A 21,326-nucleotide genomic window follows, 5' to 3' on the forward strand; every position below is an offset into this window, starting at 1 on the left:
AAGGCTGCAATGAAAGCGCCTTTTATCCCTGAGGCTGGATTGCTTCGGTAATTTGGCTTGTGGTTCGGGCGCCGGGGAAAAAGCCCGCAACTTTTTCTATTACTTCTTCGACCATGGCATCCGGACAGGAAGCACCACTGGTAATCAGCATATTGACAGGCCGCGATGCTGGCAGGTAGTTGTTGCTCAGGACTTCCTGTTTTTCATGAAAATTAAAATGGAGGATTTCGTCGGGACTGATAATTTTTTCCGCGCTGCTGATATAATAGGTCGGGAGCCGCTGCTCACAGAGCTCCACGAGATGTGAAGTATTGGATGAATTATAGCCTCCCACGACCAGCGCAAGATCAGCCGGTACTTCCAACATGGCCGCCACAGAAGTCTGATTGTCGTTGGTTGCATAACAGAGCGTATCCCGGGTATCGGCAAATCGTTCCGTAACCCGATCCGGGGAGAGACTATATGTCACCGTAATAACCTGTTTCAGATAGTCGGCAATAGCCTGTGTGTCGCTAGCCAGCATGGTGGTTTGGTTGACGACGCCAATACGGTCGAGGTCCTTTTCCGCATCGAAACCGGGACTGTATTGTCCCTCAAAAGCCTGATAGAAATCGGCTTTATTCGCCTGCCCATTTATAAATTTAGCCAGTTTCCTGGCCTCTTCCATATCTTTTATAACGACCGCCGGCGCATTGGCCGCTGCATGGGAAAATGTGGCCCGGGTTTCCTCATGACTGGGTTTGCCATGAATAATGATGGTGTAATTCTTCTTGGCGATAGCAGCACTCCGGTTCCAGACTTTTTGTACAAAAGGGCAGGTCGTATCATACTTCTCCGTCTGAATTCCAATTTCCCGAAGCCGGGATTCGATGGGCAGGGTCGTACCAAAAGCAGGAATAAGTACAATATCTTCGGAACCAAGTTCACCGAAATCGACAAGCTGTCGGCCCCGGGTATCCTGTAAGAACTGCACTCCATGGCTGACCAGATCCGCATTTACCTGCGGGTTGTGGATCATTTCACTGAGTAGAAATATACGTTTGTCCGGGTTTTCTTCTACTGTTTTGAAGGCAATTTCAATCGCATTTTCCACCCCGTAACAAAATCCGAAATGGCGGGCCAGGTGCATGCGAACCGGCCCGAAATCCAGTAAAGTCGGCGAAAAATCCTTTTTCAGCTTATCCTGCTGTTTCCGGTGCGATTTAATCGCAGAAATGAGCGAACTCCGGTAAAAAACAGGCACTTCAAATTGCTTCATAAGCGCAAAGATACTAAGTAAAAAAATACCGATTTTTGATGCCGGATCTTGTTTCGTCTGGAATCGACCCGGCCGGAGGAATATTCGTTAAAAGTGGTATTTTTAGGGATTTGCAGCAATTCTTCAGCACTTGCTGAAAAAACGATAGTTCACGGGAGGGTGCATCGGGTGGCTGTTGCTGCAATCGACCGGATCAGGGTTTTCCCTGAGATGAAATGGTTAAAGTGAATCTGTTATGAAATATAATGTCTCCTGTATGCTTTCCTATACGGTACATTCCAGGGCTGAATTTGTATTCAGCATACAGGCGGCTGTCCTTGAAGTACAGCAGGTCCTGGAGGAGGAACTCATCCTCTCACCTGAAGGAATCTGTATGGAAGCTTTTGAAATACCGGGGAGGCCCGAACGACTGGTTCGCATAAGGGTCGATCAGCCCTGTTACTTTACCATCGGGTATCGGGCACTGGTAGATTCCCGACCCCGGATCCTGCAGCCACCTGCCCCGGATACGGATCGTACCGTAACACAATTATCTCCCGCTGTATTGCCATATCTTTTTCCCAGTCGTTATTGTCAATCCGATCGCCTTTTCAGATTTGTCCAGATGGAATTTGAATCCGCTGAAGGAAATTATGCAAGAGTGGAAGCGATCTGTGACTGGATTTATAAAAATGTCTCCTATGTCAGTGGCAGTACCAATACCCATACATCCGCCTTGGAAACAATTTCCGAACGGCAGGGGGTTTGCCGTGATTTTGCGCATCTGGGTATTGCTTTCTGTCGGGCGCTCTCCATACCCGCCCGGTATTTTACCGGGTTTGCCTACCAGCTCCTGCCACAGGATTTTCATGCTTGTTTTGAAGCCTATATCGGGGGGCAATGGATTGTCTTTGATCCTACCCGTATGGTGCCCCTGGAGGGGCTGGTCAAAACAGGTCATGGGCTGGATGCAGCAGACGCCGCATTTGCCAACATATTTGGAGATGCCACTCCGGTATCTGTCCAGGTGGATTGTACAGCGATGGAGGATGAAACGCCGGATCCCCCGGCTGGCGGCCATCTGCTTAGTTTCAGCTGATACCAACGGTACAGCGATTTTTAGAAAGCTAGCTGCGTCCGGCAGTATTTGCAGGTTACTATTAAACTTTCAATTAATTTTGCTGTTCCTTAGTTAGGATCAGCGATCCAACGGGTACCCGACTGAAAAAGTAATCTGGGTGACCCATGTTGGGTTCGCAACTGACGCGGTACTAGAAAGATATATAGGTATGAGCACACAAAAAGTCCATTTGCTTCAAAAGGAAGTAAAACCCAGGAAATCGACAGGTTATTTGGAAAATTTACTGTTTTGCCGGTGTCCCCGTTGCAGACAAGGAAGTATGTTTGCGGTTGCCAATCCCTGGCGGCTCAAAACGACCATGAGAATGAATGAAACCTGTCCGGTTTGTACCCAACCCATGAATATTGAAGTCGGGTTTTACTACGGGGCAGGGTATATTTCCTATGCGTTATGTGTTGCATTGACGGTTGCTTCCCTTCTTATCTGGTGGATGACAATTGGTCTTTCCATACACGACAACCGGTTGTATTACTGGCTGACGATCAATTCAATACTCCTGGTATTGATGCAGCCGTACCTGATGCGCCTGTCCCGGTCGCTCTGGTTATCGGTCTTTGTGAAATACAATAAGAACTGGGAGACGGAAGCACCTGAACTTCCGGAGCGGACCAACGAGGCCCATGAGGGGAACTGGTAGATATTAGAAATGCCTAAATATGAGAAAAGCAGCCCGATCAAAGCTGCTTTTTTTAGTATTGTTCCGTGAGGCCTTATTTTCCAAAAATCTTCAAAATCGCTCCCATCCCCAACGACCCTTCAAAGGTAGAAATCAGCCTTTTGTTTTTATCGTAGAATGCAAGATAAGGCAGGTTCTTGACCTCATAATAGGAAGGAATCACGTAAGCGATATCCCGGCCTACTGTAATATTACTGTATTTATTGAGTCCGTATCGTTTAATGAAAGCCTTCATTTCAGAAATGGATTTGGTCGTTGCCATTACGATCTGAATATCCTTGAATTTAGAAATATTTTTTATAAGTGCTTCAGTTTCATGCTGGCAATGATCACAATCCGGATTAAATAACATGATAAATAATTGTTTGTTTTTCGCATACCGGGCTTTCAGGGGCCATTTCGTCACACTGTCTGCGAGTAAAAGGGTAGTGGGTGGCGGTGTTTTCTGACTCAAATATAGGGGCGTTCCCTGTGCCTGGGCATTTATCACCATTATCACTGTGAACAACACACTAAAAAAATACTTCATGATTTTATACCGTTTATTTGAATAAAGATAGTTGATTGATGCTTATTTGCCGGGAAAGGCTGCAAGTGGAAATGTTTTTTTGATTAGTTACGAAAATATCGTAGTTTAGCATCAAAGTCGTAAAATAATGAAAAAGCTTACATCACAGGAAGAACAGTTGATGATTGCGGTCTGGAAAGTGGGCGAAGGCCATATAAAGGCCTATATGGAGCAAATGGATACGCCCGGCCCCTATACCACTATAGCCTCTACCATCAAGAATCTGGAGAAAAAAGGATATGTTACCGGACGTTTATTTGGTAATACCTATGTATATCGACCCTCAGTTAGCGAAGATGAGTACAAAAAGAAATTTATGGGAAGTGTCGTCAGGGATTATTTCAGCAATTCTTATAAGGAACTGGTTAATTTTTTTGTCGATCAGAAAAAACTTTCAGCCAACGAATTAAAGGAAATTGTAAAAATGATCGAAGCCGGAAAAAAGAAATAAAGGGGAGATTTTGAAGTTGCAGCTCCCTCTCGCTCGACCACCTAAATAAATATCTCATGCCTGTCATCATTGATTATATCCTGAAAGTAAATATCTGTCTGGCCATTGTATATCTGTTTTACCAGTTATTCTTACGACGGCTGACTTTTTATAACTGGAATCGCTGGTACCTCCTGGGTTATACCGCCCTGAGCTTTATCATGCCGTTGATTAATATTATGCCTTCGCTGGAAAAGCGTAACATTCAACAGGCGCCGGTGATCGATTGGGTTCCGGTGCTGAATTTTACGACTTTCACTAAGGAAGGATTCTGGACGGCCCTTTCTTTCTGGGATTGGGTGAGTGTCGTTGCAGCGTCAGGTGCCCTTTTGCTCGCCCTCAGATTTGCTATCCGTTATTGGTCGTATCGTCGTATGAAGTCCAGGGCGCAACTGATTTCAACCGATAACATTTCCATTTATCAACTGGAAGAACAAATGTCGCCATTCTCTTTTGGCAACGCCATATTCATCAATGTCCACCTGCATCAGGGGGAGGAGCTTGAAGAAGTGATCCGCCATGAGTTTGTTCATGTAAAACAAAGGCATACCATCGATATTGTCTGGTGTGAGCTACTTTGTATTCTGAACTGGTTTAATCCCTTTGTCTGGTTGCTCAAGCATAATGTCAGGCAGAATCTGGAGTTTATCGCGGACGACCGATTGTTGCAGCAGGGCCTTGACAAAAAAAACTATCAGTACCTGCTTTTAAAGGTTATGGGCAACAGACAGTTTGCCTTTACCAATCATTTTAATTTTTCTTCACTCAAGAAACGCATTGCCATGATGAATACCCTGAAAACTGCCCAGGTGCACCTGTTGAAATTTTTGTTTTTACTGCCAGTGGCGACGGTACTTTTATTGTCCTTCCGCAAAAGATCGGAAATGCAGGAACAGGCTTTTCGAACACCTGCCCCTGCATCGAAATCATTGGGGGCAGTTAATTCGAATCCGGTAACACCCCATCGTGGCAGCGATTCGGAGTTTTTCATTGCAGGCGATACGACACCCGCTGTTACGGGGGCTGGAATCAGTGTTCAGTCGGACAAAACAGGGAAAAATACCGGGACGCCCAAAAAGAAGCCACTAATAATTATAGATGGGAACATGCAGTCTCCGGACTTTAATCTACATGAAGTCGACAGAGATCATATTGAATCGATTGAAGTCATTAAAAGTTCCGCGGCTGTAGATACTTATGGGGAGCGGGCTACTAACGGAGTAATCAACATTACTACCAAGGCGTTTGCCACAAAAAAGGTTCCCGGAACGAAGCCCCTGGTCATACTCGACGGCGTGGAGGGCGCGGATATAGAGTCGCTATCTCCGGACAGAATCAGCAGTGTCGATGTCCTTAAAGGCAGTAGCGCTACCGCAACATACGGCGACAAAGGAGCCAATGGTGTTATTATCGTCAGAACAAAAAATAATGTATCCGCGGGCAGCCAGCCCGGCAGTAACCTGGAAGCGGTCACCCTGAAGGGGGTTAACGCCCGCCGGTCTCCCCACCCCGGGCCTGTCGATGGATCTGAAGTGAAAGTTATCGGCGTAAAGATCCGGCCGGATTCGGAAAAACCGCCGGTTGAAAGGATTAAATCTCAGCGAGAGGTTGTGGTTAAGGGATATGCCATTCAGAAAGAAAGGCCGGTTTCGGGGCTGAAGCTTCGAAAGAACGAAGTGTTTAACGTGGATAAGAAAATCTACTACGTTCTTAACGGTCAGAAGGCTACCGCGCGCCAGATTAAAAAGCTGTCTCCAGGTTCGATTAAATCAATCGATGTTTTAAAAGGAGAATCTGCCCTCAAATACTACGGAAACAAGGCAGCGCACGGGGCGATGATCATTACCACCCGTTAAATGAGCACCCCACTAGAACGTTCCGGTCGTTGGACGGCTGTCTTGTTCGAAGGGCGGGTGATCCCCGGCTAATTCGTTTGAGTTCGGTGGATGGTTGGTCTTTTTTTTGGTCAACGCAAAAAACAAGCAAAGGATAGCCCCGCCCAACCAGTATAAATAAATACCAAGGTGGAAACGTTCGCCCAACAACCGATGGGTCAGGTCATTACGGAAATCACGGAACGTAAGGTACAGGCCGATCATCATGATTCCAAAGCAAAGCAGCAGGATGGATTTACGAAGCAGGCCCTTTAATCTGCGGTCAAGCAGAAATAATAGCAGACCGATGACCCCCATAAATACGGCAAATACCAGCGCAGCCTGCCACCATATTTTCAAAAAGCCATAGGCCTTATAAAAAAAATGAATCCCCAACTGTCCCAGCAGCGACACGCCGGCTGTCAGGTTACCGGACAGGACTGCCATAAATAACAGGATAAAAACAAGTAAAGGATAATTACGCCGCATACTAGATTTTAAATAGGGTTCACACAGAGGCCTCTGCTATTAAACTGGCAGAACTTTCCGCTAAGATAAAAATAAGTGAAAGGCGGCTTTTGCCGCTGATTTTTAAGCAGTTTCTGCTAATGGGCTTCCAGTGAGTCCCTGCCATCAATGAGGTAAATCCGTGTGGTACTGTCTTTTTCCGGCGTATATACTTCGCGCCATTTGTTGTTGTTATTGAAAAAATTTACGGTATCCAGCTGGCAATCCTGCCGGTCATGTGTTTGGGGAAAATCCGCACAATTCATATCCCGTTTGGTTTTGTTATTGATGGTCAGGAGAATGGCCTGATAGCCTGGGAAACCGTTTGCAGTAGACAGACTATCCTCGCCAGATCCCGGAATAGGGCCGGTAAAGGCGAGGGTCCTGCCGGGCAGGATCTCCTGGCGAATCGTATAATGCATACGGTCCGCCCCATCCTGGGTAAGATATCCCTGCTGAAAATAAACCGGTACACTTAAATTGTTCTGTAGATACCAGGCTTCAACCGGCTGGTTGTTCTCGGATAATTCGGTCTTTTCGCAGGAACTGACGGCCACCAGAAGCAAAAATGCCGCCGCTAATATGGCAATTCCTTGTTTCATTACAGGGCTTTTCGGTTTACGCTCTTAAAGTTACTTAACTTTTAACATTTCCAGGCGACCTTAAGTTTAATTTACGCAAATAATTGTTAAAGATTTGGGTATCCAGGGCGGTAAATAAACATAAAAACAGATATTTTTGATTGTTTTTAATAGCGTATATGGATAAAGTAGCGATTATAGTAGCCGGTGGTTCCGGAAGCAGGATGGGTAGTGAACTGCCAAAACAGTTTATGATACTGAACGGCAGGCCGGTACTTTATTATACCCTTCATTCGTTTTTGCAGGCTTTTGAGGACTTGAAACTAATTCTGGTGCTGCCTGAGGCTTATATGGATCTGGGTCAGGAGATTATCGACGCTTATTTCGATAAGGACAGAATCCGGTTGACAATCGGCGGGGCCACCAGATTTGAGTCCGTCAAAAAAGGTCTTGAACTCACGCAAGGGGAATCGATCATTTTCGTACATGATGCAGTTCGCTGCCTGGTTTCCATCCCATTGATCCGGCACTGTTATGAATCAGCCCTGGAAACCGGCACTGCTGTACCGGTCATTAAAGCCAATGACAGCCTGCGACTGATCAGCGAAGACGGCAACAGCGAAGTGCTGGATCGGGATAAAGTCGTTTTGGTGCAAACGCCCCAGGTTTTTCACAGCCGGATATTAGTTCCGGCCTTTCAGATCGATTATAAGGACCGTTTTACGGATGAAGCCTCCGTCGTCGAATCTTTTGGTATGAAAGTGACGCTGGTGGAAGGGAGCCGGACGAATATCAAGATTACCCATCCGCTGGATATGGAGCTGGCATCCAGGATTCTCGAAGGTCAACACCTCGAAGCTAGCTCTTGAACAGCCGTAATGGCCAGGACAGGCGGTTCCAATGAACTACATAATAATGTGCCAGCTGTGCGCCAAACTGCCGGAAAAAGAAGGCGGTACCGGGGGCATTTCCACCTTCGAAATCCAGGATCAGGTCCTGACTGCTGAATTCCCGAATCAGCTGGTCGTATAAAAATCGGACGGCTTCGAGCCGGCGTCCCTGCGGTGTGGTAGCCGAGATTATATTATAAATACGCCCCCGATACTTAAAGAATAAACTGGCTGCCAGGACGGTTCCCCGACCATCTTTTACCAGTCTCGAAAAGACTTCAGCACCCAGCGGCGGTTGCGAAGTCAGGTCCTTCAGTCCCCGGAGCGACCGAGATTTCAACCGGAGTTTTCTTCCGTATAAATTTTCGAAAAGCCGGATCGGCAGCAGATTGTCGGTTCCTTCTTCAAAATACAATAATTGTCTGGCCGCTTTTTTCAGGTTTTTTATCAATACCTCCTGATAGCCGGCGGAAATCGATCCGTAATCTTTGTTCAGCGGTAGGATATAATTGTTTCGACGGTGTTCCTTTGCTGCATCAATTTCCCAATTGACAGAAATCCTGCCATAGGAACATTGTTGTAACATGACGTCCAGAAATTGCTGTCCATGGTCCCCGGGTCGTCCTGTGTCGGCAAACAGACCGGTTTTTTGGGTAAAATCCGGCTGTACCAGATAACGAATGCCATATTTCTTTTTAAACGTAAGTGGCAACACACATTGATAGTCATTCAGTATCAATGCACCCCAGCCGGGTGAGAGACAGTCGAGCCAGCGTGAAGTGGCATAAATATCAGGCGTGGTGCTGCGGGCTATGGCGGCATTCCAGCGCGCATCGTTAATCGCTGCACGGTTCAGGTATACTATTTGCCCTTCCATGTTTTTTGGTTATTTGCCTTTGCCCTGCAATATAATTTTTAATGTGTAGATCATTACCTTCATATCAAAAGGCAGGGATATCCTGCTCACATACTCCAGATCGTAACGACTTCGGCTAATCATTTCCTCCACATTATGCGCGTATCCAAACTGAACCATTCCCCAACTGGTTAACCCGGGACGTTCATTGAGCAATAACTGATAGTCTGGATGAAATTGGCTTATTTTGTCAATAAAAAATTTTCTTTCTGGGCGAGGCCCCACAAAACTCATATCACCTTTGAAGATATTCCAAAGTTGCGGCAATTCGTCCAGACGCCACTTACGCATTAGTTTTCCAAAAGGTGTTATGCGGCAATCGTCATCAGAAGAAAGCTTGGGGCCATCTTTTTCCGCATCGGTTCTCATCGACCGGAATTTATAGATATAAAAAGGACTTCCCTTATATCCGATCCTTTGTTGCTGGTAAAGGATGGGACCACGATCCTGCAGATATACCCGAAGGGCGACCAGGGCCATTATGGGGGACAGGAGTACCAATCCCAGAAAGGATCCAATGATATCTGTAAGACGTTTAATATAGTTACGGTAGGCTCTTATGGCTGCCTTATTTAAACTGCACAGGAACTGTTAACAGTCAAGGATTAAAATAAATTGTCATTTTCAACGGGCAATGCTGCTATTGCCAATTTTGGCAAGGATTTGATGGGCTACATCCATTGCCTTGAGGCCGTCTATTTCCGAAACAACCGTTTGGGTATTGTTAAGAATAGCGTCCCTGAATTCTTCCAGTTCTTTTTTAATTGCATTGACCTCGGGAATCTGGGGATTGGCAATCGCTATTGTTTTATTCCCTCCCTGTGTGGCAATGTCAAACGAAAAAACGTCTTTGTCTGTTGGTTCTTTGAGCTTGATTATTTCCGTTTTCTTATCCAGAAAATCAATGCCAATGTACGCATCTTTTTGAAAAACCCGCATTTTTCTCATTTTTTTCATGGAAATGCGACTGGAGGTCAGATTGGCAACACAGCCATTATCAAATTCTATGCGGACGTTGGCGATATCCGGGGTGTCGGTCATAACGGCTACACCGCTGGCGGAAATCTTTTTAACATCACTTTGGACCAGGCTTAAAATGATGTCGATATCATGAATCATCAGGTCGAGGATAACACTAACCTCCGTTCCCCTGGGATTAAACTGGGCCAGACGATGCACTTCAATAAACATGGGATTGAGCGGAATGCCTTTCAATGCAAGAAAAGCGGGATTAAACCGTTCAACATGCCCTACCTGTAATTTGATATTGGATTCCTTCGCAAGTTTTACCAGCTGTCTGGCTTCTTCCATTGTATGGGCAAACGGTTTTTCAACAAAGACATGTTTGCCGGATTTTATCGCCCGCTCACACCAGTCATAATGAAAATTGGTGGGGGCGACGATATCAATCGCGTCACATTGATTGAGAAAGTCTTCGGTATCATGAAACCTTTTTAATCCATATTTTTCAACAACTTCAGCGGCAGTTTCCTCATTTGGGTCGACGAATCCCATTACTTCCACATCTGCAATATCCAGCCAGTTATTTAAATGGAACTTACCCAGATGGCCTACGCCGACAATTCCGATTCTAAGCATTGCCAAAAGTATTCATTTTTAGATTAATGAACCAGAGATTTAGTTTGGAAATTAAAGGCAGCCGGCGGTAGGTTGGCTTGACCGGCAAGTAGTATATTTTTTAAGGCCGCCTCGAATGTCTGGGAGTGAAATCCGCAGATATCCGGTAGTTAGATCAATTTATCGGACGGGAATTTTACTGCTTACCATCGGGTCCTGTCTCCGGCGAATCATTTAAGTTTATAAATCGATAAGATCAATGAGATGGATATTACTTTTTAATGTAGTTCCGAATCCTGGCCCGGTAGTTCATTATTGGGAGGTGTTTAAAGTTGGCCGCCTGTCTGATGTTTTTTGCGCCGGCTGTATGCTTTAAAATGCGGCAGTGTTCCCTAATGGAGTTCGATGGTTAGTCCTGGCGGGGGCGCCTAAGGAAACCGTGCCGCTATTTACCTACCGGAATAAAAAAACCACTCATATAATTGAAAATCAATTTAATAAGTGGTTTTTTACTGTTGACCCATAAGGATTCGAACCTTAACTGACTGAACCAAAATCAGTAGTGCTACCGTTACACCATGGGTCAATCCTTTTCCGATTTTTATTTCGGGTTGCAAAAATAAGGAAAAATTTATTTGGAAAGTCACGACAACCTAAAAATTTTGCACCCCTTTCGGAGGAACTGACCAGGTCGGGGATACCGGTTATCCTGAATGATGGTCCCGGTTTTGAACCGGCCTGAACCGGGGACCAATCCGACTGAAACTGCCGGGAACTTTTGAGTTCCTTCAACTTCAGGGACTGGAGATTTTACACAGGACCCTGTTTTTTTGAAGCTACCAACAATTCTGTTTCATTACATTTGCAGGGATACATTATTTCATCTAAAATTTGAATAACAATGAAAGTAACCGTAGTGGGGGCTGGCGCAGTAGGAGCAACCTGTGCTGATAATATTGCCCGCAAAGAGCTGGCATCAGAACTGATCTTATTAGATATTAAAGAAGGCGTCGCGGAGGGGAAATCCATCGATATGATGCAAACAGCGGCACTGCTGGGCTTTGATACCAAAATAAAAGGCGTTACCAATGATTACGCGGCCACGGAAAATTCCGATGTGGTCGTAATTACTTCCGGATTGCCCAGAAAACCAGGCATGACAAGGGAGGAATTGATTGGCGTTAATGCAGGTATTGTAAAGAGCGTTACTGAAAATATTCTGAAATATTCTCCCAATACCATTATTATAGTGGTGTCCAACCCTATGGATACCATGAATTACCTGACCCTGAAAACTTCCGGATTGCCGAAGAACAGGATTATTGGTATGGGTGGTGCGTTGGATTCCGCACGTTTTCGCTACTACCTCAGTCAGGAATTGCAATGTTCGCCTGCCGACCTGAATGCAGTGGTGATTGGCGGACATGGAGACACAACGATGATCCCGCTGATTCAGCATGCAACCTGGGGCAGTACGCCGGTAACCAATTTCCTGAGTGAAGAACAGCAGCAGAAAATCGTTGCGGATACCATGGTCGGCGGCGCGACACTGACAAAACTGATCGGAACATCTGCCTGGTATGCTCCCGGAGCCGGTACGGCGGCAATGGTGGAAAGCATCTTAAGGGATGAGAAAAAGTTAATTTCCTGCGGTGTGTATCTGGAAGGTGAATATGGGCAGAATGATATATCTCTGGTAGTGCCGGTTACGCTGGGGCGCAATGGCTGGGAGCAAATCATAGACTTTAAACTGAGCGAACAGGAACAAGCAGCCTTTGATAAGAGTGCTGCCGCTGTAAGAACGATGAATGATGTTTTAAAAACGCTTTAATATTGTCACTGTTTCATTGTTGTGGTATCCCGGCCTGAAGGCCGGGATATTTTTTGTCCTCCTGGTTCGGGAATCCGAATTATTTGGTGATCAGATAGCACCATCGCTGTAGTTTTCCTTCAAAATCGAAGGGGGTGGTTGCCCGGGTGATGTCTTTTATGGCGCCGGCATTCAGTTGTTCCGCGTCCAGTCGAAACCGGGTGTAATTATTACTGAAATAAATACTACCTCCCGGGTGTAACAAACGCAGACATTGGTTAATCAGTTGTACATGGTCCTGCTGAACGTCCAGTACACCATTCATTTTTTTGCTATTACTGAAGGTCGGCGGATCCAGAATAATCAGATCAAATTCCGGCAAAGTTGCCTGATTCAGGTATTGCAATACGTCTGTGGTTATAAAATGGTACCGCTCCGGGTCTTCGAAACCGTTTAATGCCATATTGCGTCTGGCCCAGTTGATATAAGTGTTGGAGAGATCTACTGTTGTTACCGAGGCGGCTCGGCCTGCACCAGCATAAACCGAGAAGGAACCGGTATAGGCAAACAGGTTGAGCACCCTTTTGGCTTCGGATTGCTGCCGGATCATCTGGCGGGTAGTCCGGTGGTCCAGAAATAGCCCGGTATCCAGATAGTCACTAAGATTGACAATGAAATTCAGGTCATTTTCATTGATGGTAAATTCGTTTTTTTCCTCAGCAGTTTTCTGGTATTGACCTTCATGTCCTGGTTTTCGTTGCCGTTGCTTCAGGTAGATATTCGCTACCGGGATCGCCAGCACTTCCGACATGATAGCCAGGCTTTCCTTCAGCCAGTATTGATGGCTTTCTACGGAGAGCTGGTGCTTTTTTTTATATTCAGCGACATATAATTTATCGGCATAAATTTCGATGATAAAAGGGAATTCGGATAAGTCATGGTTATAAATCCGGTAACAACTGATATGTTGCTTTTTGGCCACTTTCTGTAAATGCCTGTAAACCTTGGTCAAACGATTACGGAACATTTCAAATTTATGGGATTCTTTCATGGACCGGTATTTTTCGCGAAATTAGCATTTCAAATGCTCTGAAGACGATAAACCGGATGGATTTGTCCCGGAGCGATAAATACCGACTACCATCGAGTATGCAATTGTAGATATTGAAACCACGGGTTCTTATGCAGCCGCCAGCGGAATTACCGAAATAGGGATCGTTGTATTTGATGGTGACAGGGTTGTCGATCAATTTGAAACCCTGATCAATCCCGTTCATCAGATTCCATCTTTTATACAGGCGCTGACCGGAATTACCAACGAAATGGTGGCTGATGCACCTTTATTTGAGGAGGTGGCTGCGCCCATCTATGAAATACTGAAAGACCGGATTTTTGTAGCGCACAGCGTCAATTTTGATTATTCTTTTGTAAAAAGCCAGTTGCAGGCACAGGGCTATGACCTGGATGTTCCCAAACTCTGTACCGTCCGAATGAGCCGGAAAATCCTTCCCGGTTACCAGTCCTACAGTCTGGGTAAGCTATGTACCGCTTTAGGGATCCGGCATGAAAATCAACACCGGGCCGGTGGTGACGCTCGGGCGACGACTGCGCTATTTAAATTATTGCTGGACAATGATACCGAAGGCCATGTTCAGAAAAGCCTGAGTCGCCGGTCCAAAGAGCGGGTGCTGCCGCCCAATGTACCCCAGTCTGATTTTGAACAGTTACCTTATGCACCTGGCGTTTACTATTTTCATGATGAAAAAGGAAAGGTCGTATATGTGGGAAAAGCTAAAAACATACGTTATCGGGTAAACAGCCATTTTAGCAATAACGCTACCAGTCGGCAAAAGCAGCATTTTATGCGTCATGTGCACCATATAAGTTTTGAAGAGTGTGGAACAGAGCTGATGGCTGCCGTTAAGGAATCCACTGAGATCAAACGCCTCTGGCCAAAGTTTAATGCCGCCCAGAAAAAAAGAGAAGACCGCTACGGCATTATTTGTTATCCGGATCAACATGACTATCTCCGTCTGGCGGTTGATAAAATCAACAGCCGCTATGAAGTAATCAGTAGTTTTCATCAAATCGCCAATGCACATGCGGCCTTGCGACAGCTTATAAAGGAATTTGATCTTTGTCCTAAAATGTGTTTTATTCCCGAAGCGGTATATGATCCCCGATTGCACGATTTACTTTGTAAGGGGGCTTGCAGGAATGAGGAGCGGCCGCAGGACTATAACAGCCGGGTATTGGACGCCATCGAAGAACTGAAGCGGATGCCCTCTTTTGCCATCATCGACAAAGGGCCTGATGCGGATCAACAGTCCTGTATTTTGGTCTGGCAGGGTAAGTTTTACGGGATGGGATTTATACCGACCGATCTGCAAGTCGGTCTGGCCACTGATTTTAAAGAGCTGGTCCGTCCTTATAAGGAGAACAGCACAATTACCCACATGTTGTTTTCCTACGCCAAACGTTATCCGGCCAAAGTGCTCAAACTGGATCAGAACCCATAAATTTGCTCCTTTAAATCGCTGTCATTCATACTTCTATTAGATGAAACTGCGGCGGCTATTGTAGTAAATTCCTATTTAAACTTGTCATTCATATGAAGTATTTTGTCGCCGTGCTGCTATTCGGTTTGTTTGCCTTCCAACCGGTTAAGAAAAAGAAAGTGATATTTTTCGGCGATTCCATTACACGCCAGGGTGCGGGAAAAGGCGGTTATATTCCCAAAATTGACAGTCTTAGCCAACTGGATCCTTCAGCTGGGGATTTTGAGTTTGTAGGAAAAGGTGTTTCTGGAAACAGGATATATGATCTGTTTTTTCGATTTCAGGAGGACGTACTGGATCAGCAACCGGATATTGTAGTCGTTTATATTGGTATCAACGATGTCTGGCATAAAACAACCAGGGGCACAGGGACGGATCTGGATAAGTTTGGAGCTTTTTATGACAAGATGATTCGCCAAATGAAGGAACAGGGTATTCAGCCTGTTATGTGTACACCTTCCGTAATTGGTGAACGCAACGATATCACGAATCTCCAGGATGGAGATCTGAACCTCTATTCTAAATGGATCCGGGATTATGCAGCCAAGAACGATCTGCCTCTGGTGGATTTGCGGGAGGCTTTTACCGGTTACCTGAGAACCCATAACCCCGAAAACAAGGAAAAAGGTGTGCTGACGGTGGACAAAGTCCATCTGAACAACGCCGGAAATCTGTTGGTTGCCCAGCAGATGTGGCAGGTAATCCGACAGCTAAAATAGCCGGGGAGCGGGTCAGGGCTGCGAAGTAGAAACAGAAACTTTTTTATTTCGATCTGCTGCTATATATTTGCATCGTCTTTAGACGAAACCAGTTCTTTAATATACTTATCAAGAAAGGCAGAGGGTGTGGCCCTGTGAAGCCTTGGCAACCTGCCCACTTCTAAAGGAGCAAGGTGCCAATTCCAACCATTTTCGCTGATAGCGCAATGGATAGATAAGCTGGTAATCTTAGCGCTGATAAATTATTGAATAATATACGGGCCTGCCAGTTTAACTGGCAGGCCTTTTTTGTATCGCGTATATGAACTTTATCAGTGCGGATTCATTAATATTAGAAAATACATAAGCCATGAAGAAAAGATCAATTGTACTGGGGAAATTACCCCGAGGGGAAATTCGATGTTATCAGCAAGCAGTTTTTATTTGCTGTTGTTAACCGGTTAATTTGACAATTATCTTTTTACATTTTTAATACATACAATCATGAGCAATAATTTACATTTCGATACTTTACAGGTACATGCAGGCCAGCAACCCGATCCCACCACCGGCAGCCGCGCCGTTCCGATTTATCAGACAACTTCATTTCAATTCAAGGACGCTGCCCATGCGGCAAATTTGTTCGGTTTGAAAGAGTTTGGTAATATCTATACCCGCATCATGAATCCAACTACTGATGTGTTCGAGCAGCGCATGGCCGCACTGGAAGGCGGCGTTGCAGCACTCGCCACTGCTTCGGGTCAGGCAGCCCAATTCCTGACCATTACCAACCTGCTGGAAGCTGGTGATAATTTTGTGACCTCTCCCTATTTGTATGGTGGTACTTTCAATCAGTTCAAGGTTTCATTTAAAAGACTGGGCATCGATGTCCGTTTTGCCGAAGACGATCAGCCGGAAAACTTCCGCAAACTGGTAGACGACAAGACAAAGGCGATTTATATGGAAACGCTGGGTAATCCCCGGTTGAATGTACCGGATTTTGAAAAATTCGGCGCCCTGGCCAAAGAGCTGGATCTGCCATTGATTGTGGACAATACTTTTGGTGCTGGGGGCTATCTGTTTCAGCCACTGAAGCATGGTGCCAATATCGTTGTGCATGCAGCTACCAAATGGATTGGTGGTCACGGAACCAGCATCGGAGGTGTTATTATTGACGGAGGTAATTATAATTGGGGGAATGGCAAATTTCCGCAGTTCTCAGAACCTTCTGAAGGATATCATGGCCTGAATTTCTGGGAAGTATTCGGTGAAGGCAATCCCCTGGGACTGCCGAATATTGCATTTGCCATCCGGGCCCGGGTGGAAGGACTCCGGGATTTCGGACCTGCGCAGAGCCCCTTTAATGCTTTCCTTTTCCTGCAGGGACTGGAAACCCTGTCCTTAAGGGTACAACGTACGGTAGACAATGCACTGGCCCTGGCCCAATGGCTGGAACAGCATGATCAGGTGGATTTTGTCTGGTATCCGGGATTGGAAAGCAGCCCCTATCATCAGCTGGCACAAAAATACCTGCCAAAGGGCGCGGGTGGTGTACTGCAGTTCGGTATCAAGGGAGGTTTGGAAAACGGAAGGGATTTTATCAATGCCCTGAAATTGACCAGTCATCTGGCCAATGTGGGTGACACCAAGACACTGGCCATTCACCCTGCCTCTACAACCCATGAGCAATTGTCAGAAGCGGAGCGGAAAAACGCAGGAGTACTGGATAATTTAATTCGCATCAGTCTGGGTATAGAATATATTGACGATATTAAAGCAGATTTTGAACAGGCATTTCAGGCAGCAGCCAAATAAATCATTTGAGGTACGACCCGCCTGAATTTGTGGCAGATTTTATATGAAGCAAGGGCATTTTAATTACGAGCAGGCTTTCAGGCTGGAGCGCGGCATTGTTTACAACCAGCTCCATCTGGAGTATACGACCTACGGTCAGATCAATACAGCCGGAGACAATGTTATTTGGGTTTTTCATGCATTAACTGCAAACAGCCGGCCGCATGAGTGGTGGCCGGAGATGATAGGAGCCGGCCGGCTGTTTGATCCGCAGAAGGACTTTATCATTTGTGTGAATATGCCGGGGAGCTGTTATGGCAGCAGCAGCCCCTTGGATACGGATCCGGAAAGCGGTCAGCCTTATTTTCAGCATTTCCCATTTTTTACCATCAGGGATATGGTGGAGGCTTACCGATTGCTCCAGCAGGCGCTGGGGATACGCAGGATCAAAGTCGGTATCGGCGGCAGTACAGGCGGACAGCAATTGCTGGAATGGGCTGTTATGGATCCGGATTTGTTTGAGTACATTTTCCCAATAGCCACCAATGCCGAACTTTCTCCATGGGGCAAGGCTTTCAATGCCTCGCAACGCATGGCTATTGAAGCGGACCATACCTGGTTGCAGCCTTCGCCAGCGGCAGGAAAGAAGGGCCTGGAAGTGGCAAGGAGTATTGCACTGCTTTCCTACAGAACCGGTACGGCTTACAACAAGACCCAATCGGAAACTTCTGATGAACTGATTGAGGGTTTTCGCAGTGAGAGCTATCAGCGGTACCAGGGGACCAAGCTTTCTGCCCGGTTTAATGCCTATAGTTACTATGCGCTGACCAAGAGTATGGACTCCCATAATCTCGGCAGGGGAAGGGGGGGTGTCATCAAGGCCCTGGGGCGCATCAAGGCCCGGACCCTGGCCCTGAGCCTCGAAGGTGATCTTTTATTTCCGCCTCAGGAACAGGAATTCATGGCCAGTCATATACCCGAGGCCAGGGTGAAGCTGATTCTTTCAGACTACGGACATGATGGGTTCCTGCTGGAATACCAGCAACTCACGGAAACGATAGCGGCTTTCATGAGCGAGCAGGCCTGAGTTGATTAAAAATTAAAAAGTAGAAGCAGATGAGCAAGCACAGACAATTAGTGATCGGTATGTTTGGATTTGGTGTGGTGGGGGAAGGGCTATACCGTGTCCTGGAACAAACACCTTCATTATCCGCAAAAATAAAGAAAGTGTGTATCAAGCATCCGGGAAAGAAAAGGAGTGCACCGGCAGATTTATTTACCACCGATAAGAATGAATTGCTTGAGGACGAGGAAATCAATGTGATTGTCGAAGTGATTGATGATGCCGATGCCGCTTTCGAGATTGTGACAACCGCACTGACAAACAAGAAGGAAGTGGTCAGCTCCAGTAAGAAGATGATCGCAGAACATCTTGAGGCATTACTGAAACTTCAGCAGAAAACCGGTCGCTCCTTTTTATATGAGTCTTCTGCCTGTGCCTCAATCCCGGCAATCCGGAATCTGGAAGAGTACTATGATAATGATTTACTCCATAGCATCCGTGCCATTGTTAATGGAAGTACCAATTTTATACTCACCAAGATGTTCGACGAAGACCTGGGATTTAAGGAAGCATTATTGCTGGCCCAGCAATTGGGATTTGCGGAGAGCAACCCCAGTCTGGACGTAGAAGGTTTTGACGCATTGAATAAGTGGACCCTGTTTCTCTGCCATGCTTACGGCATTTTAACGACCCCGGACCAGATTCTGTTTACGGGCATTCAGAATATACATAAATCTGACGCTGCCGTGGCCAAATCGCGCGGTCAGCAGATACGGCTGGTTGCCCAGGCAAAAAAACTGGTCAGTGGTGGTGTAGGCGCTTTTGTTTTACCGCAGTTTGTTAAGGCGGATAACCCGCTGGCATTTGTAAAAAATGAATACAACGGCGTAGTGATTGAAAGCGGTTTTGCTGACCAGCAGTTTTTCTATGGTAAGGGGGCGGGTAGTTTTCCTACGGCTTCCGCTGTCTTAAGTGATCTTTCCGCATTGCGTTATGGATATAAGTATGAGTATAAAAAACTCTACCATCATGATCCCCATGTGCTGAACGACGATATTTATTTGAGGGTTTATGTGAGTTTCAACGATATCAAGAATATACCAACGGAAGATTTCGAATGGATTGAACAGTGGCATGCCCAGGAAGACCGAAAATACCTGTCCGGCATTATTGCCCTGAAGAAGCTCAAAGAGGGGCAGTGGTGGAAAGAAAACGGGAACTCCCTTATACTGGAGCCGGACCCAATTCTTGAAAGTATAGAAGAACGACAGGTAAAGAAAAAGAGTCTGGAATTAGCAGGACTGCTCTGATCCACTGCAGGACGATGATAAAGCCAGGTACGGCCCTTTTGGCGGTACCTTTTTCGTTAATAGCTGGAAAGTCCGGTGATCAGGTATTGATTTTAGACGAAGCATGTATGGCCTGACTCATTTCGGCAATCAGTGCCGCATCTTTTTCAATGGCATTGCCGACAACAATTACGTCCGCCCCATTTTTACAGTTAAGATAGGCTTTTTCGGGATCTGTAATACCGCCTCCGACAATGACTGGTACATCCACATGCTGGGCCACGGCATGGATCATCGACTCCCCGATAGGCATTTTAGCACCGCTACCAGCATCCATATATATCAGTTTCATTCCCAGCATTTCCCCTGCCATCGCCGTACACATGGCAATATCATTTTTATTGGAGGGTATCGGAGAGGCGTTACTGATATAGGAAACCGTAGTTGGGGCGCCACCGTCCACGACGATATAGCCGGTTGGGATAATTTCCAGGCCGCTTTTTTTTACGAATGGCGCAGAAACGACATGCTGGCCTATCAGCAGTTCGGGGTTACGCCCCGAAATCAGCGACAAATACAATAAGGCATCCGCATATTTACTTATTTGGGAAGCACTGCCGGGAAACAGCACGACGGGTATGCTACAGGAAGCTTTGATCTGCTGAACGACCTCGTCCAAATGGCTGGAAATCACCAGGCTACCGCCGACAAAAAAATAATCGACACCGGCATCCACACCCAATTGCACCAACTGATCCAATGAAGAAGGGCTGATCTCATCGGGATCAACCAATACGGCGAAAGACTTTCGCGCGTCCCTTTTTTTTTCAATCAAGGAATTATAAATATTCATCTTCATCAGGAAGGCAGGTTTCCTGCAAAAATGCAAAAACTTTTTGGAAAAATAGCCAATTTCGGGCTGAATTTGGTGAAGCCCTAAAACCGTGATCCTTACAGGATTAAATAGTTTTGTTTGTCCTGGGTCAGTAAAAGCCGCTGCAAACAGGCCGGCAATCATCGAATCTATGGGTTTTCGAGATAATTCAGGAGTGCCGTGACGCCCTCAAATACCCGGATACGTTCCAGCGGGTTTTCATAAAGAAAACCATTTTCATACATCGTTTGCATATGTGTCAGCAGGTGATCGTAATAATGATGGATATTTAGCAGGAAGATTTCCTTGTTATGGATGGAAAGGTTGTTCCAGGTGACCATTTCGAAAAATTCATCCAGCGTACCGAACCCTCCCGGCAGTATTACTGCCGCGTCACAACGTTCGTACATCAGCTTCTTGCGGGTATGCATATCCTCAACGATCAGTAATTCCGTAAGCAATTTATGCGAACGTTCCCGCTGGTCCAGTAGCTGGGGAATGACCCCGGTGACCACACCACCACCTTCCAGGACTGCATTGGCGATCGTTCCCATCAAGCCGACATTTCCGCCCCCGTAAACCAGTCGGACCCGATGGCGGGCCATCCATTGACCCAATTCCCGGGCCGCTGTAGAGAATACTACCTGTCGGCCGTCTTGCGAGCCGCAAAAGACAGCCAGCGCTTTTATCAACATCGTATGTATATTTTATTTGCAAAAGAGTGAGTTTTTTCCCTATCTTCAAAAATTATTTTATCGAATCTTGCTTAATTAATTATTGTT

At 46.0% G+C, this 21,326-nt stretch carries 21 protein-coding genes, 1 tRNA gene and 1 riboswitch; of the genes, 11 read left to right on the forward strand and 11 right to left on the reverse strand.

Features of this window, described 5'->3' with window-relative positions; all coding sequences use genetic code 11:
* Positions 1-22: 22 nt before the first annotated feature.
* Positions 23-1,258 carry a 4-hydroxy-3-methylbut-2-enyl diphosphate reductase gene (locus ACYVI9_RS07425; protein WP_460762739.1) on the reverse strand — a complete coding sequence of 412 codons (1,236 nt, stop codon included), beginning with the start codon at positions 1,256-1,258 and terminating at the stop codon, positions 23-25.
* A 235-nt stretch (positions 1,259-1,493) separates the two neighbouring features.
* Between ACYVI9_RS07425 and ACYVI9_RS07430 the strand changes: the two genes are divergently transcribed.
* Positions 1,494-2,336, forward strand: coding sequence for a transglutaminase-like domain-containing protein (locus ACYVI9_RS07430; protein ID WP_460762742.1), 843 nt, complete (start codon positions 1,494-1,496; stop codon positions 2,334-2,336).
* A gap of 346 nt (positions 2,337-2,682) precedes the next feature.
* Positions 2,683-3,015: a DUF983 domain-containing protein gene (locus ACYVI9_RS07435; RefSeq protein WP_460762744.1), complete on the forward strand. Its 333-nt coding sequence runs from the start codon at positions 2,683-2,685 to the stop codon at positions 3,013-3,015.
* Positions 3,016-3,088: 73 nt separating this feature from the next.
* Here ACYVI9_RS07435 and ACYVI9_RS07440 read toward each other — a convergent pair whose 3' ends face one another.
* Entirely contained in the window at positions 3,089-3,583 is a 495-nt protein-coding gene (locus ACYVI9_RS07440; RefSeq protein ID WP_460762747.1) for a TlpA family protein disulfide reductase, read from the reverse strand.
* Between the two features lie 127 nt (positions 3,584-3,710).
* Between ACYVI9_RS07440 and ACYVI9_RS07445 the strand changes: the two genes are divergently transcribed.
* Together ACYVI9_RS07445 and ACYVI9_RS07450 are read left to right on the forward strand one after the other, a co-directional pair.
* Positions 3,711-4,073 (forward strand): BlaI/MecI/CopY family transcriptional regulator, encoded by a 363-nt coding sequence (locus tag ACYVI9_RS07445; protein WP_460762749.1) that lies wholly within the window; start codon positions 3,711-3,713, stop codon positions 4,071-4,073.
* A 56-nt stretch (positions 4,074-4,129) separates the two neighbouring features.
* Complete coding sequence (locus ACYVI9_RS07450) at positions 4,130-5,968, forward strand: TonB-dependent receptor plug domain-containing protein (protein WP_460762751.1); 1,839 nt, start codon at positions 4,130-4,132, stop codon at positions 5,966-5,968.
* A 12-nt stretch (positions 5,969-5,980) separates the two neighbouring features.
* On the opposite strand, the gene ACYVI9_RS07455 is transcribed toward ACYVI9_RS07450, so the two are convergent.
* Together ACYVI9_RS07455 and ACYVI9_RS07460 are read right to left on the reverse strand one after the other, a co-directional pair.
* Positions 5,981-6,433, reverse strand: a complete 453-nt coding sequence (locus ACYVI9_RS07455; protein ID WP_460762754.1) for a cytochrome d ubiquinol oxidase subunit II — start codon at positions 6,431-6,433, stop codon at positions 5,981-5,983.
* A 158-nt stretch (positions 6,434-6,591) separates the two neighbouring features.
* Complete coding sequence (locus tag ACYVI9_RS07460; RefSeq protein ID WP_460762756.1) at positions 6,592-7,095, reverse strand: hypothetical protein; 504 nt, start codon at positions 7,093-7,095, stop codon at positions 6,592-6,594.
* Between the two features lie 158 nt (positions 7,096-7,253).
* Between ACYVI9_RS07460 and ACYVI9_RS07465 the strand changes: the two genes are divergently transcribed.
* On the forward strand, positions 7,254-7,943 hold the full coding sequence (locus tag ACYVI9_RS07465) for a 2-C-methyl-D-erythritol 4-phosphate cytidylyltransferase (RefSeq protein WP_460762759.1): 690 nt from the start codon (positions 7,254-7,256) through the stop codon (positions 7,941-7,943).
* Here the strand turns inward: ACYVI9_RS07465 and ACYVI9_RS07470 are convergent.
* The 4 genes from ACYVI9_RS07470 to ACYVI9_RS07485 all read right to left on the reverse strand — a co-directional run bounded on the left by ACYVI9_RS07470 (position 7,933) and on the right by ACYVI9_RS07485 (position 11,044).
* Entirely contained in the window at positions 7,933-8,841 is a 909-nt protein-coding gene (locus ACYVI9_RS07470; RefSeq protein WP_460762762.1) for a GNAT family N-acetyltransferase, read from the reverse strand. The genes ACYVI9_RS07465 and ACYVI9_RS07470 overlap by 11 nt on opposite strands.
* 9 nt (positions 8,842-8,850) lie before the next feature.
* Complete coding sequence (locus tag ACYVI9_RS07475; RefSeq protein ID WP_460763017.1) at positions 8,851-9,465, reverse strand: sugar transferase; 615 nt, start codon at positions 9,463-9,465, stop codon at positions 8,851-8,853.
* 39 nt (positions 9,466-9,504) lie between these two features.
* A complete protein-coding gene (locus ACYVI9_RS07480; RefSeq protein WP_460762765.1) occupies positions 9,505-10,479 on the reverse strand; it encodes a Gfo/Idh/MocA family protein in 975 nt (324 codons plus the stop codon).
* Positions 10,480-10,973: 494 nt separating this feature from the next.
* Positions 10,974-11,044, reverse strand: a tRNA-Gln gene (locus ACYVI9_RS07485).
* A 315-nt stretch (positions 11,045-11,359) separates the two neighbouring features.
* Here ACYVI9_RS07485 and mdh point away from each other — a divergent pair.
* Positions 11,360-12,289, forward strand: coding sequence for a malate dehydrogenase (mdh, locus tag ACYVI9_RS07490; RefSeq protein ID WP_460762767.1), 930 nt, complete (start codon positions 11,360-11,362; stop codon positions 12,287-12,289).
* A gap of 79 nt (positions 12,290-12,368) precedes the next feature.
* Here mdh and ACYVI9_RS07495 read toward each other — a convergent pair whose 3' ends face one another.
* Positions 12,369-13,319 carry a class I SAM-dependent methyltransferase gene (locus tag ACYVI9_RS07495; RefSeq protein WP_460762770.1) on the reverse strand — a complete coding sequence of 317 codons (951 nt, stop codon included), beginning with the start codon at positions 13,317-13,319 and terminating at the stop codon, positions 12,369-12,371.
* A gap of 103 nt (positions 13,320-13,422) precedes the next feature.
* On the opposite strand from ACYVI9_RS07495, the gene ACYVI9_RS07500 reads away from it, so the two are divergent.
* From ACYVI9_RS07500 to ACYVI9_RS07520, 5 genes are all read left to right on the forward strand, one after another.
* Positions 13,423-14,787, forward strand: coding sequence for an exonuclease domain-containing protein (locus ACYVI9_RS07500; RefSeq protein WP_460763020.1), 1,365 nt, complete (start codon positions 13,423-13,425; stop codon positions 14,785-14,787).
* A gap of 92 nt (positions 14,788-14,879) precedes the next feature.
* A complete protein-coding gene (locus ACYVI9_RS07505) occupies positions 14,880-15,545 on the forward strand; it encodes an SGNH/GDSL hydrolase family protein (RefSeq protein ID WP_460762773.1) in 666 nt (221 codons plus the stop codon).
* A gap of 102 nt (positions 15,546-15,647) precedes the next feature.
* Positions 15,648-15,766: riboswitch (SAM riboswitch) on the forward strand.
* A 262-nt stretch (positions 15,767-16,028) separates the two neighbouring features.
* A complete protein-coding gene (locus tag ACYVI9_RS07510; protein WP_460762776.1) occupies positions 16,029-17,339 on the forward strand; it encodes an O-acetylhomoserine aminocarboxypropyltransferase/cysteine synthase family protein in 1,311 nt (436 codons plus the stop codon).
* 43 nt (positions 17,340-17,382) lie between these two features.
* The gene (locus ACYVI9_RS07515) at positions 17,383-18,405 is read left to right on the forward strand and encodes a homoserine O-acetyltransferase family protein (protein ID WP_460762779.1); all 1,023 of its coding nucleotides are present in this window, start codon (positions 17,383-17,385) and stop codon (positions 18,403-18,405) included.
* 29 nt (positions 18,406-18,434) lie between these two features.
* Complete coding sequence (locus ACYVI9_RS07520) at positions 18,435-19,691, forward strand: homoserine dehydrogenase (RefSeq protein ID WP_460762782.1); 1,257 nt, start codon at positions 18,435-18,437, stop codon at positions 19,689-19,691.
* 79 nt (positions 19,692-19,770) lie between these two features.
* On the opposite strand, the gene ACYVI9_RS07525 is transcribed toward ACYVI9_RS07520, so the two are convergent.
* Entirely contained in the window at positions 19,771-20,529 is a 759-nt protein-coding gene (locus ACYVI9_RS07525; RefSeq protein ID WP_460762784.1) for a phosphoglycerol geranylgeranyltransferase, read from the reverse strand.
* Between the two features lie 164 nt (positions 20,530-20,693).
* Positions 20,694-21,239 (reverse strand): LOG family protein, encoded by a 546-nt coding sequence (locus ACYVI9_RS07530; protein ID WP_460762787.1) that lies wholly within the window; start codon positions 21,237-21,239, stop codon positions 20,694-20,696.
* Between the last annotated feature and the right edge of the window lie 87 nt (positions 21,240-21,326).

This window comes from Niabella terrae (genome assembly GCF_054783135.1).